The organism is Litchfieldia alkalitelluris (genome assembly GCF_002153425.1).
GTDB classification, from domain to species: domain Bacteria; phylum Bacillota; class Bacilli; order Bacillales; family Salisediminibacteriaceae; genus Evansella; species Evansella alkalicola.
Window position 1 is genome coordinate 2584921 of the sequence record NZ_KZ119600.1, and the last position, 13025, is coordinate 2597945.

12 protein-coding genes and 1 pseudogene are annotated in these 13025 nt (G+C 36.5%); 9 read left to right on the plus strand and 4 right to left on the minus strand.

Annotated elements, in window-relative coordinates; all coding sequences use genetic code 11:
* Positions 1–55: 55 nt before the first annotated feature.
* The 3 genes from BW724_RS12335 to BW724_RS12345 form a co-directional block, all read right to left on the minus strand.
* Complete coding sequence (locus tag BW724_RS12335; protein WP_088075505.1) at positions 56–259, minus strand: hypothetical protein; 204 nt, start codon at positions 257–259, stop codon at positions 56–58.
* Between the two features lie 69 nt (positions 260–328).
* Complete coding sequence (locus tag BW724_RS12340; RefSeq protein WP_088075506.1) at positions 329–748, minus strand: universal stress protein; 420 nt, start codon at positions 746–748, stop codon at positions 329–331.
* Between the two features lie 57 nt (positions 749–805).
* Positions 806–2242: a SulP family inorganic anion transporter gene (locus tag BW724_RS12345; protein ID WP_419178076.1), complete on the minus strand. Its 1437-nt coding sequence runs from the start codon at positions 2240–2242 to the stop codon at positions 806–808.
* Between the two features lie 349 nt (positions 2243–2591).
* Between BW724_RS12345 and BW724_RS24080 the strand changes: the two genes are divergently transcribed.
* From BW724_RS24080 to BW724_RS12365, 5 genes are all read left to right on the plus strand, one after another.
* A complete protein-coding gene (locus BW724_RS24080) occupies positions 2592–3155 on the plus strand; it encodes a YncE family protein (protein ID WP_235848961.1) in 564 nt (187 codons plus the stop codon).
* Positions 3152–3508 (plus strand): YncE family protein, encoded by a 357-nt coding sequence (locus BW724_RS24085; protein WP_235848962.1) that lies wholly within the window; start codon positions 3152–3154, stop codon positions 3506–3508. Before BW724_RS24080 ends, BW724_RS24085 begins: the two co-directional genes overlap by 4 nt.
* Positions 3509–3707: 199 nt before the next feature.
* Positions 3708–5156 carry a SulP family inorganic anion transporter gene (locus BW724_RS12355; RefSeq protein WP_235848963.1) on the plus strand — a complete coding sequence of 483 codons (1449 nt, stop codon included), beginning with the start codon at positions 3708–3710 and terminating at the stop codon, positions 5154–5156.
* An 18-nt stretch (positions 5157–5174) separates the two neighbouring features.
* Positions 5175–5588, plus strand: a complete 414-nt coding sequence (locus BW724_RS12360) for a universal stress protein (protein ID WP_088075508.1) — start codon at positions 5175–5177, stop codon at positions 5586–5588.
* Between the two features lie 268 nt (positions 5589–5856).
* Positions 5857–7143 (plus strand): MFS transporter, encoded by a 1287-nt coding sequence (locus BW724_RS12365; RefSeq protein WP_088075509.1) that lies wholly within the window; start codon positions 5857–5859, stop codon positions 7141–7143.
* A 47-nt stretch (positions 7144–7190) separates the two neighbouring features.
* Here the strand turns inward: BW724_RS12365 and rnjA are convergent, their stop codons facing one another.
* Positions 7191–8855 carry a ribonuclease J1 gene (gene rnjA, locus BW724_RS12370; RefSeq protein ID WP_088075510.1) on the minus strand — a complete coding sequence of 555 codons (1665 nt, stop codon included), beginning with the start codon at positions 8853–8855 and terminating at the stop codon, positions 7191–7193.
* Between the two features lie 749 nt (positions 8856–9604).
* On the opposite strand from rnjA, the gene BW724_RS23650 reads away from it, so the two are divergent.
* The 4 genes and pseudogenes from BW724_RS23650 (at position 9605) to BW724_RS12385 (ending at position 12707) form a co-directional block, all read left to right on the plus strand.
* A complete protein-coding gene (locus BW724_RS23650; RefSeq protein WP_176371400.1) occupies positions 9605–9769 on the plus strand; it encodes a hypothetical protein in 165 nt (54 codons plus the stop codon).
* A 58-nt stretch (positions 9770–9827) separates the two neighbouring features.
* A pseudogene (locus tag BW724_RS12375) lies at positions 9828–10562 on the plus strand (transposase); the annotation flags it as partial.
* A gap of 459 nt (positions 10563–11021) precedes the next feature.
* Positions 11022–12032, plus strand: a complete 1011-nt coding sequence (locus tag BW724_RS12380; RefSeq protein WP_088075511.1) for a chymotrypsin family serine protease — start codon at positions 11022–11024, stop codon at positions 12030–12032.
* Positions 12033–12359: 327 nt separating this feature from the next.
* Complete coding sequence (locus BW724_RS12385) at positions 12360–12707, plus strand: hypothetical protein (RefSeq protein WP_088075512.1); 348 nt, start codon at positions 12360–12362, stop codon at positions 12705–12707.
* The last annotated feature ends 318 nt before the right edge of the window (positions 12708–13025 follow it).

Below are 13025 nucleotides of genomic sequence, written 5' to 3' on the forward strand. Positions count from 1 at the left end.
ACCACTTTCTATCATTGGAATCGTGGTTTATTTTTATAACAAAAAAACGTCCATGCTAATATTGCACATTAACGTTTTTTATAGGAATCCTAATAGTTTTTAAGGTGGCTAAGAATTCATTACCTGCAAAACCTTCTTTTGGAGTAATTTCTACTAGATCATCCTCCTTAAAACAGGAGATACCACGATAAAAACCCACATATAGCCTTACTTTTTCCTGCTCTTCTTGTGTCAATGAGCGTTGGAACTTAATTTCCATATATATTCCCCCCTTATTTCAAAGGAATCAAAAATTGGACCATACACATAAGTGTTGGTCCAATCACTTTTATTTAACCATTAATACAGGCGCTTTTACGTACTTCATTACTTTATGACTAACACTTCCTAATATCATGGTTTGAACTCTACTTCTACCACGACTACCTAAAATCAAACAATCAAAATTGTTATCATTAACATGTTTGATGATCGTTTCAGCTGGAACTCCGTGGAGAATCTTGATACTAGAAGGGATACCTTCCCCTGCTATTTTGTTGCTAAAAATGGATAACATCTCTTCCCGCTTTTTCGTGACAGTAGCTGTATCACCGTATTGCAATACGTCAGATTTGGATTTACTTCCATCTACCACGTAAATAATTTCAATACTTGCATTTCCAGATAACTTTGCTAGTTCAATAGCTTTGTCTGCTGCACGATGGGAATGATCGGAACCATCGGTAGCCAATACTAGTTTCGAAAACATGTCAAGGCCCCCTACTGCGCCATATAGTATTGACTCCCTTCCAATACTACTGACCCATTAATGTCCTGAAGCTTTACTTAGGCCTCCGATTTTATCCATTAAGAGCGAGCTTTCCTTATTTAATCCTCGTATGACCACTTCTATTCCCTTTTGTTCATACTTCGATTCTATTTTATCCATTGCTCCAACGGCAGAGTCATCCCATAGATGTGCTCCAGATACATCTATTATAACCTTTTTTACATCATCATTGAAGTTAAAAGATTCTAATAAATCTGTTACGGATGCAAAGAACAACTGCCCTCTTACGCGATAGACTTTTATAGTCTTTGATTCTAAAGAAGACTCCACTTTCACCTTAGATATTTTCATAGCAAAGAAAATGGCACTTAAGACAACCCCAGCTAATACCCCTTTAGACAAATCATGGGTGTACACAACCGTACCAACCGTTACTACCATTACTGTTGCGTCTGTTCGAGGAATCTTATGAAGATTACGTAAGGAACTCCAATCAAATGTACCGATAGATACCATGATCATGACACCAGCAAGGGCTGCCATTGGGATTTGTACCACGACACTACCTAATACAATAATTAAGAACATCAGTACTACACCAGCTACAAGGGAAGATAACCGTCCACGTCCACCAGATTTTACATTAATGACAGATTGCCCAATCATGGCACATCCTGCCATACCACCGAAACATCCAGTTACCATGTTTGCAATCCCTTGACCACGACTTTCTTTATTTTTATCACTTTCCGTATCGGTCATATCATCAACGATGGATGCCGTTAAAAGTGATTCCAATAAACCAACGATTGCAAGTGCTAATGCATACGGAAAGATAATCGCAAGTGTTTCAAAAGTCAGTGGAATATTAGGTAGCGCGAAGATTGGTAATGTTTGCGATAACGCCCCCATATCACCTACTGTACGAACTCCTGCATTCATAAAGATAGCAATTGCTGTTACCACGACGATGGCAACAAGTGTTGACGGAACAGCTTTCGTAAAACGAGGTAAAATGTAAATAATTAATAATGTTAATGCTACCAAGGAATACATAATCCACGTCTCACCAACAAAGTGCTGTAATTGGGAGGTGAAAATGAGAATTGCCAACGCATTAACAAAGCCAATAAGCACCGACCTAGGAATGAATTTCATGAAGCTTGCCAATTTAAATACCCCAAATAATAATTGCAAGATACCAGTCAAAATGGTTGCTGCCAATAGATACTCTAATCCGTGATCAGCAACTAATGTAATCATAAGGAGGGCCATCGCTCCTGTTGCCCCTGATATCATACCAGGACGTCCCCCAATAAAAGCAATTACAAGACAAATACAAAAGGATGCGTATAGACCTACCATAGGATCTACTCCAGCAATAATAGAGAAGGCAATAGCTTCTGGGATTAAGGCTAATGCAACCACAATTCCTGCTAAGACATCTCCGCGAACATTCCCCAACCATTCCATATTTAGTTTTTGTGTTAAATTCAATTGATGCACCTCTTTCATTTATTTTTATTTGTTTTTTGAACTCTCCCGCAGAAAGTTCGATCGGCAAGAACGTTTATGAGTGTACCATTTTGTCTCAAAAAACGAAAATAGGATGTAAGCGTTAGTCATCCTATTTTTTCTTCAAATTTCTCTAAATTTCTCTTATTTACTATTTAAGTTCACAAAATGGACATATTTAAATATATCTATAATTCTCAATATTCAAACACACCCCCTTCATTATCTATTTCCTTCGCGAAAATATTTCTGCTCTCGAAATATTTATGTTAAACTTGTTATAGTAAAAAAATAAGGAGTTGAAAACATGTCTGAACATTTAATTGTACTAAACAAAGACGAAGACACAATTTCTATTGTTAATTTAGACACAAAAGAAGTAGAAAAAACGATTGCAACGAGTCATAATCCCCATGAAGTGGTTGTTACACAGGACGGCAAAAAAACGTATGTAGCCTGTTCCCTAGGCAACAAAGTAGATATTATCGATAATGATACGTTTGAAATCGTTAAACGGATAGAACACCCCGATTTTAACTTCCCACACGGCGTTGGTCTTACAAAGGATGGGAAAAAGCTTTACTTAGCATCTACATACAGTGAGAAAGTATTTATTATTAATACGGAAACGGATGAAATTGAGAAGGTTATCCCTACATACCAAGATAAATCTCACATGATTTCCTTTTCTCCTGATGGAAATACCGTTTATATCCCTAACATCGGAAGTAATAATATTACAATTATGGATGTTGAAAAAGAAGAAATCACAAACCACATTCCTGTTGGCCCTGGACCTGAAGGGGTTGCCGTACATCCAAACGGAAAACATCTTTATGTAGCGAACCAAGGGGACAATACTTATTTGTGATTGATACAGAATCGTATGAGGTTTTATTTAAGCGTCGTGTCGGTGGAATTCCAGTACGACTTGTATTTTCACCAGACGGTAAGTATGCCTTAATTGCTAATCGCGAATCGGGAGATGTTTCTATCATTGAAACAGAACAGCAAATAAATGGACAAGTCCGGCCGTGGGAAATTAAACGACTTCCTGTAGGTGTTTGGGCTGGAGGAATTGTATTCAATGATGAGGGGTCTTTTGCTTACGTGGCCAATAATAAAACAAACGATGTATCCATTATTGATATGAGTACATTAAAAGAAGCAGGTCGCATTGATGTTGGCATTCACCCTGATGGGATCGCTTATTTAAAACGTTAATAAAATAATTTTTTTACGAAAATGCCTGAAGAAAAAATTTTTAGGCATTTTTCATTTTCCCCCACTCCATTTACCTCAGCTCAGGTTCCGTTTACTTTTATGTTATTAAACCCAAAGGTATATTCTACTATTTACCAATTTAAACCTCCCTTTATTATCACATCCTTAAAGTAGGATTAAACAAAAAAGGAGGTTTAAAGTGAATACAGTAAAAGAACAATGGTTCGGAAACATTAGGGGCGATATTTTGTCAGGCATAGTTGTAGCGTTAGCATTAATTCCAGAAGCTATCGCATTCTCTATTATTGCAGGAGTCGACCCTATGGTTGGTTTATATGCTTCGTTCCTAATACCAGTGGTTATCGCCTTTGTCGGTGGCAGACCGGGAATGATTTCAGCTGCTACTGGTGCGATGGCCCTACTAATGATTGATCTTGTAGCGAGACACGGACTAGAGTATTTATTAGCGGCAACCATATTAACTGGCGTTTTACAAATCCTAGTTGGGCTCTTTAAATTAGCCCGATACATGAAATTCATCCCCCGTTCGGTTATGGTTGGATTCGTAAATGCTCTTGCCATTCTTATTTTTGAGGCACAAATCCCCCATTTATTTGGACAAGGTTGGCTTGTATTGGCTTTGGCCGCTGCCACATTAGCGATTATTTACCTTTTTCCGTATATTACTACTATCATCCCTTCTACGCTGATAGCCATCGTTGCTCTTACGGCATATACCATGTTTTCGGGGACAAGCGTGTTTACGGTTGGAGATATGGGAACATTAACGCAAACGTTACCAGTATTTCTGCTGCCACAGGTACCGATTGCTTATGAAACATTGGCAATCATTTTTCCATACGCAATATCATTAACCATCGTTGGTATTCTCGAGTCGCTACTTACAGCTACCATTGTGGATGATATGACAGATACAGATAGTAATAAAAATAGAGAAAGTAGTGGACAAGGGGTTGCTAATATCGTTGCGGGCTGTTTTGGGGGAATGGCAGGATGTGCTATGATTGGACAATCGGTTATTAATGTTAAATCTGGAGGACGAGGTCGTCTTTCTACCCTCGTCGCCGGTATTGTCCTTATCTTATTAATTATGGTACTTGGAAATATTGTCGTACAAATACCCATGGCAGCATTGGCTGGGGTAATGACAATGGTGTCCATTAGTACATTTGATTGGAACTCATTGCGGACGTTATTCATCGTTCCTGCCACCGATTCCATCGTAATGGTCGTAACCGTTGCTACAGTTGTCATTACTCATGACCTCTCTAAAGGGGTGTTTGCCGGAATTCTGTTAAGCGCCATCTTCTTTGTTTCCAAAATTTCTAAAGTGACGATTGAAAGTAAACTTGATGATAGGAAGAAAAAACGGACGTATTTCATTACAGGGCAACTTTTTTTCGCTTCTGTCACGGAGCCAATCGCAGAATTTGATTTTAAAGAGGATTTGGATGAAGTGGTACTTGACTTTACTCATGCTCATATTTGGGATGACTCTGCTGTTGCAGCGATGGAAAAAATCATCACAAAATTTGAAGAAAACGGAACAGGTGTGGATGTTACAGGCCTAAATGAAGCCAGTACACTTTTAGTAAACAAACTGAGACATAAGTTAAGCAGTCATTGATAAAAGGAGGGATTGCTATTGTTCAAGAAAATATTATTAGCTTCTGACGGGTCTGAATATGCTGTACGAGCAACGGAAAAAGCCATCGAAGTGGCAAAATGTAACCCAGAAACGACCATACATGTTGTGTATGTTGCTGGAGATTCAAAAGGAGATGTACTCCAAAATTGGAACACTCTAGGTGCCCAAGAGAAGCGAAAGGAAAAGATTAGTCCTAGTGTAGAAAAAATCGAAGCAGCAAATGTTAAATATGAGGTTAAATACTTACATGGCGAACCAGGTCCAGCAATCGTTAAACACGCTAACGATAATGATTTCGATCTCGTCGTTGTGGGCAGTCGTGGCCGTAACCGTCTACAGGAATTAGTTCTCGGTAGTGTCAGTCATAAGGTTGCTAAAAGAGCTTGCTGCGCAGTGATGATTATTAAGTAATATCACATTTTATTTAAGAAAAATGTATCTTGATTACCGTCTTTTTTATTAACCGAAAATCTAGATCATGAATAGTATGATAATCAAGGTTCAAGATTGCCTTCTCACTAATGAATCTCTTCCATTATACGAAGAGATTTCTTATTTTTTTAAGAGTATCATTTTCTTCCATCCTGAGTTCATGTTTACGTGCCTAAAGTTGTTTGGTATATTATACATGGAGAAAATTTAGACAGTCTAAATACTTAAACAGCGTATGGAGGGAGAAATGAAAGAGAAAAATGGTATTCCACTAAATCCACCTTTTTTCTATGGGTGGATTATTGTTTTCTTGGCAGCGATGTCCGTGTTCTTCTCAGGGCCAGGCCAAACGTATTCCATTTCCATATTTATTGATGCTTATTTAAAACATTTTGGATGGAGCAGCACGTTAGTCTCCACCATGTATTTATTTGCTACTGCTTTAGCTGGATTCCTTCTCTTTATCATTGGTAGATTAGTTGATAAGTATGGTCAGAGAAGTATGACGGTAATGGTTGCATTATTATTGGCTGTAGCCTGTATTTTTAATAGTTTTATTATGAATCCCGCCATGTTGTTTATCGGATTCTTTATGCTCAGGTTATTTGGGCAGGGTTCCATGACACTAATCCCTGGTACACTAATTCCGCAATGGTTTGTAGGAAAAAGAGGTCGTGCTATGAGCTTCATGGCATTCGGTAGCTTTACGAGTGCTGCTGCACTTCCGCCTTTAAACGCATGGTTAATTGATCAGCTTGGTTGGCAATTGTCATGGCTACTATGGGCTGGTTTACTCCTGTTGATTTTTGTTCCCCTAGCTTTTATTTTCATTCGCAATAAACCTGAAGATGTGGGGTTACTTCCAGATAATTTATCAAAAAAGGAAGTAACAGAACAAGCCAAAGAGAAATCTTCCATTCATGAAGAAACTTGGACAGTGAAAGAAGCGATGAAAACAAAAGAGTTTTGGTTATTACTTTTTTGTGTCGCTGTTCCCTCTATGGTGAATACTGGAATTGTATTTCACTTTGTCCCTATATTAGGGGAAAGCGGTATTGAACGTACGCAAGCAGCATTTATTTTAAGTATCATGGCGATGGTATCCTTCCCGATTACGTTCCTGGCAGGCTTTATTGTAGAACGAGTAAAAGTTAATTATATACTTGCTGTAACTTTTGCCGGACAAATTGGGATTATGTTTTTGCTCGTAGCGACGGAGTCCTATTCTGCAGCAGTTGTCTTCGGAGTGGCACGTGGTATTGTCGGGGGCTTTGAAGCAATCAGTCTAGGAATCGTTTGGCCAAACTATTTTGGTCGGTACAATATTGGAAGTATTAAAGGGGTTTCCTCTACCATTATGGTCATTGGGTCTGCTTTTGGCCCCCTACCATTTGCCTTAGCCTACGATTATTTCCAAAGCTATCAAGAAATTATCTATCTCATGATGATTTTTCCCTTAGTCGCTATGATTTTTGCTGTTGTCTCAAAAAAACCAGTTAAAAATAAGGACAAAATTCGTAGCAATGCAGTTTAATTAATATTATTGGCACAAAAAAACCGTCCTCGCGACGGTTTTTTCATTTATACTTCCATAATAATTGGTAGAATCATTGGTTTACGTTTTGTTTTTGCATATAAAAATGGACCAAGGACATCGGTAATTTCATTCTTTATTTCAGACCATTGGGTTGTTTTGTTTACCATTAATTGACGGAGGTGTTCCTCCATTTTTTCTTGTGCTTCATTTATTAAGTCACTTGATTCTCGCATATAAACAAAGCCTCGTGAAATGATATCCGGTCCTGCAGTCACCTGGAATTCCTTCATATTTAATGTAACTACAACCACGACAAGTCCTTCTTCCGAAAGAATTCGTCGGTCTCTTATGACAATGTTTCCAATATCTCCGATTCCACTTCCATCCACATACACAGATGACGATGGTATTTTCCCAGCTAGTGACGCTTCCTTTTGATCTAAAGCTAAAACCTCACCATTTTCCATAATAAAACAATTTTCTTCTTTAACGCCACAGCTTTCAGCTAATTTAACATGATGCTTAAGCATACGATACTCACCGTGTATGGGAAGAAAATACGTTGGTTGTAATAGACGGAGCATTAGCTTTTGTTCTTCTTGTCCACCGTGACCAGAGGTATGAATATCATTTAATGGGCCATGGATCACTTCCGCACCAACGCGGTACAGTTGATTAATAATTTTGTTAACACTCAGCGTATTTCCCGGAATTGGAGAAGCTGAAAAAACAACAGTATCTCCTGGGATAATTTGAATTTTATTATGTCTCCCATTAGCAATTCGTGAAAGAGCTGCCATTGGTTCTCCTTGACTTCCTGTACATAAAATCATTACTTGATCACTGGAAAGCTTATTCAACTGTGCAGCATCAATAAAGGTGTTCTTCGGTACTTTTATATATCCTAAGTCTAAAGCCAAGTCTACTGCTCTTTCCATACTTCGGCCAAAAACAGCCACTTTTCTTCCATATTTCACTGCCGCTTCAATTGCTTGCTGAAGTCGATAGATGTTAGATGCAAAGGTTGCAAAAATAATTCTTCCATCTACATTTCGAAAAATAGTATCGATGCTTTCCCCTACCTTACGTTCAGACATTGTAATTCCAGGCATTTCACTATTGGTACTGTCTGATAGAAGACATAAAACTCCCTCTTCTCCTATTTTGGCCATTTTCGTCAAATTTGCTGGTTCACCAACTGGTGTAAAATCAAATTTAAAATCCCCTGTGTGAACAATGTTTCCAGGTGGTGTTTTTATAACGATACCGTAGGAATCAGGGATACTGTGGGTTGTTCTAAAAAAAGAAACGGAGGTTTTTGTAAACCTTACTACGTCATCCTCTTGAAATTCGATTAACTGGGCTTCCCTTAGTAAACCGTGTTCCTCTAAATGATTACGAATCAAGCCTAAGGCTAATTTCCCTCCATATATAGGAATATTTATTTGACGAAGTAAATAAGGAATCCCACCTATATGATCTAAATGCCCGTGGGTAATAAAAAGTCCTTTAATTTTATCTTTATTTTTCTCTAAGTACGTATAATCTGGAATCACTAAATCAATTCCTAACAACTCATCTTCAGGAAATTTAAGTCCTGCATCGATAATTATAATCTCGTCTTGAAATTGTACAGCATACATATTCTTTCCGATCTCCCCCATACCTCCGAGGGCAAATACGGCAACTTGATGATTTTTTACTTTCATTTTTCTATTCTCCAATATAAATTATTTTGGTTATGTCCAATACATCCTTACTATGTAAACTCCGAAAACTTATCCTATTTTTTCCTATCCTTCCTACTCCAATATATCATAATAAACGGCACAAGAAAAAAAGTTGATGATATGTACCATCAACTTTAAAATCGTGAGTGCCATGCGAGTGCCCATTTTAATAAATTTATTTGATACTAAAAATACTAGACGTCACAGAAACCTTATTATATAGCACTTTATAGCATTCTATGACACTATTTATCACGGTCAAATCTTTCGCATTACGGGGTACCTCAATTACATACCTACCGCCTTATTTAATACGAAGCATTGAATTAAGGGAGCAGTTTGGCGATTCTCTTTCAATGATCATGTGGGAAACCGTTGATAAGGTTGGACATTCTTACTTTCCAAAACATAACAAGTCATGTTGGAAGGGATGGCATCTGTCTTCACGTATACAAAGCTTGCACAAACAACGGAAACTAAGTAATCTAGCTAATTGTGAAATATCATTTTCTATTGAATAGTATATTTGTACTACGCAGTATATGGATCTATTGTTTTTTCGTCTTTCTTCTTCACTTTATTCTCCGAGAGAGTTGATAAAAGAGATTGTTTAACATTGTTACAACCTAATAAAAGAAGTTAGGTTTTTTATCTCCTAAACGGAACTCCTGAATATCCATTTTCTTTTCGCCTATTCTAATTAAATAGTCGTGAAAGGAGAATATATAATGAATCTATATGATAAATGGGATATTGTTGAAGTAAAGTTAAAGTGTATCCGATTACTTAGTTTTTTAGAATATGATGAAATCTATACTAAAAAACATGCTGCAAAAGAACTGAGAGAAATCATAACAATGTTAGACGAAATGGACGAAGAATTGTGTTTATGATAAAAAGCAAATTCCCATAATTTTATTGGGGTAATTATTAAGAAGCCTGTATCGTAGAATACGTTCTTTGGTAGATGATGATGCAAGAGTAGGTCGGAAAAGTAAATCCCAAAGTTTCTATGGATACAAGACTGAATTTGTCATGACAACAGAGGAGCGCATAATTACTTCTGTCCGAACAGCCGATGGTTCTTACATGGATGGTAACTATGCAAAAGAAATGTTAGAGGAGACAAAAGGTGCTGGAATTAAACTAGAAGAAGTGTTTGGAGATAAAGCTTATTTTAGAAAGTCCATTTTGGATGTGATAGAGGAAATAAAGGCAACGCCTTACGTACCAGTTAGCTCCTTAGTGTACAGAATCGTTGAAAGTAAATATACCTATAACAAAGATGCCGATGAGTGGCAGTGTGATCAAGGGAATAATACTGTAAACAAAAAGTATTTTTCAACAAATACAAAAAGTGGACAATTTCAAGGTTATAGATATTATTTTGAATTAAACCAATGTAAGGCATGTCCATTACATGATGAATGTACTGGAAAAAGTGCTAGAAAAATTATGAAGGTTGGAAAAAATACAACCGAGTTCTATGAAATATCTCAATTTCAAAAATCAGAAGAGTTCAAAGAGAAATATAAGAAAAGAGCTTCGATTGAAGGGAAAAATGCAGAACTCAAAAGGTTTCATGGCCTATCTCGAGCCAAGGGGTATGGTCTATTAAGTGTGTCGAAACAATCAAAATTAGCTGTAATCGCAGTTAATTTAAAGAGAATAGCAGCACTGATATCATAAAAAAAGAGAGAGGATACTAGCAATCCCCCCTCACCTACCATATATATGGTAAAACTGACTTTTATAAAATTACTTTTGAGAATTTTTCTGTAATTACAGAAGGCGAAGAAATATAAATGGACTTTTTCACTAGTCTCGAACCGTCCCCGTTTGCCTCTATGTAACCAATTAAAACCCATTTAGTTTCCATTTCCCTCGAAGAAATCTGTTTATTTGTAATAATTATACAATAATTGTTTTATTTTGGTAGTTTTCAATGTACAATTACTTTTATACTAATATATAGGAGAGATTAAAGATGAGAAAATTACAGACCGGAATTATTTTTGCAAATTATTATTAGTAACTTCCTTTTTTACTTTTTTTGGCGAAAGTTCTGCGGAAAAAGATTTCACTACAGAGTACCTTGAAAGGTCAAATAGAGGTGTTAATCTATATGAGGTACTTGCAAACAATTTGGAAAAAAACCCAAACTTTTCAGGTGTTTATATTGATGATAAAGGGTTTCTCAATTTAGGATTTAACGATAGAGTTCCTGAAAATAAGGCTGTCATTATGAATACAGTTAATACAGAGGATATTAAATTTTTCAAAGGTAGATATAGTATTAAAGAACTAAGAGATATAGAGGATAAATTTAATAAGAAGTGGGACATTCTTAGAGAGAAAGACATTGAAGTAATAGAAACTTATGTAAAAAATCAGGATAACATCTTTTATATAAGTGTTAATGAACTCAATATAGAAAAAGAAAAAATAATATTGGAAATGGTTGGAGATCATCCAGCAGTAAAAGTTGTTGAAGGGTATTCTATTGAAGAAACAAATAGATACAACCCCCATGACCCTCTTATAGGTGGTGTTAAAGTCTCACTTAATAGTAACGGTACAGGTACTAGTACATTAGGGTTTACAGCTGTCGACCGTGATGGAAAAGTTGGTTTTGTATCTCATGGACATGGTAGTTGGTATAATAATACGGGTGCTAATGTTTATCAACCAAGTGGCACAAGAGTTGGTTATATATTTAGAAACCCGACTAGTAACCGTCAAAGTGATTCATCCTTTGTTCTCAGAGTAAATAACAGACAATTAAACGGAAGATTATATGGTTCTAGACCGATAAATGGTATAGTAAGACTTCGAAATCAGATTGAAGGTATGCATGTCACTCAACATGGAGTTGCTAGTGGCATAACTAATGGAAAAATTGATTGGATAGGGAGTGTAAAAAGTAATACCTATGGTACTCTCCCTAATCAAGTGAGAACTACTTATTATACAAAAATGGGAGACAGTGGTGCTGCAGTAACTAATAGATATTCCGATAATAACGAGTGGTATATATACGGAATACATTGGGGTATGAGTACCAGTAGCAATTATATATCCTACTATAGTCCAATAGATGGTGTAATGGCAGATTTAAACCTAAGTAGACCTTTATATTTTTATGAGACTAGATAAGACTGTTTTTAAAGAGTTTATATTCTAAGTTTTAATTGGTGGTTTGATAGCTATCGCGAAAAAACATATTGAACTTTAAATCGGTACTACGAAAAATGTATTTATAATATAGCGAAACAAAATTAATCAAAAGTATTAATACTCCTAAAGAGATGCAACGTTGCCGATTTTAAGATTTGGAAAAGGTCGGGGATTTAAGGGCATTAGTAGTTACGATGTCCTTAAATTAATTATCTTTAGTTATTGTATAGACTCATGTCTTATAATTTTAATAACTATTTGTAACACTGTAAGTTCTCTTATATTAATAATAAAGGGGAAATTATTATGAAGCTGAACAATTTTTTATTACTTTTATCACTAATGTTTCTTGCAGGTTGTGGAACAATAAATGGATCAGATGAAGAGATTTTAAGTGGAACAGTTGTAGAGACTTTCACCTATGGGAATATGAATTTAACTATTGAGGGTGATTTTTCAAAGATTGGTATACAAAGTAATCTATTAGTACTTATTGTTACAGAAGCTGATATTTTTGACCAAAGCGGTAAAATAATCAATCTAGAATCTGTGAGTGTTGGAGATACAATTGAGGCTGTCCTTCCAGATGACAGTATAATACTTACTGAGGACCCACCACTAATAGCTGTTGAAAAACTAACAATTATAGATTAGTTAATTCGGCGTGCGGCAAATGGGATGTTGTTCTAACGGACACCAGAGACCCTTACTCCCTTAATTTCTTCGGTTCTACTAACTTAACGGACTCAGATGACCTTTAGCCACTAAAACCGAGGCTGATCCACCGCTTTCTGGCGTGTAAGCGTCATCTGAGTCCCTTAACTGCACAAAAATAGTGTTTTACATACAATTAGAGTCTCCTGAGTCCGTTACATATTCTGCAGCAGCTCTATGAACTTCCCACCGCTTCTTTACTTCTAAACTTACTTATCTGACTATAACTTACCACCTAAATAGCATCCCCTGTGTTTG

Coding starts and splice junctions, on each gene's coding strand:
- BW724_RS12340 (WP_088075506.1), bottom strand. CDS start 748: ATGTTTTCGAAACTAGTATTGGCTACCGATGGTTCCGATCATTCCCAT.
- rnjA (WP_088075510.1), bottom strand. CDS start 8,855: ATGAAAGTAAAAAATCATCAAGTTGCCGTATTTGCCCTCGGAGGTATG.
- BW724_RS12365 (WP_088075509.1), top strand. CDS start 5,857: ATGAAAGAGAAAAATGGTATTCCACTAAATCCACCTTTTTTCTATGGG.
- BW724_RS12335 (WP_088075505.1), bottom strand. CDS start 259: ATGGAAATTAAGTTCCAACGCTCATTGACACAAGAAGAGCAGGAAAAA.
- BW724_RS12385 (WP_088075512.1), top strand. CDS start 12,360: ATGAAGCTGAACAATTTTTTATTACTTTTATCACTAATGTTTCTTGCA.
- BW724_RS24080 (WP_235848961.1), top strand. CDS start 2,592: ATGTCTGAACATTTAATTGTACTAAACAAAGACGAAGACACAATTTCT.
- BW724_RS23650 (WP_176371400.1), top strand. CDS start 9,605: ATGAATCTATATGATAAATGGGATATTGTTGAAGTAAAGTTAAAGTGT.
- BW724_RS12345 (WP_419178076.1), bottom strand. CDS start 2,242: ATGGAATGGTTGGGGAATGTTCGCGGAGATGTCTTAGCAGGAATTGTG.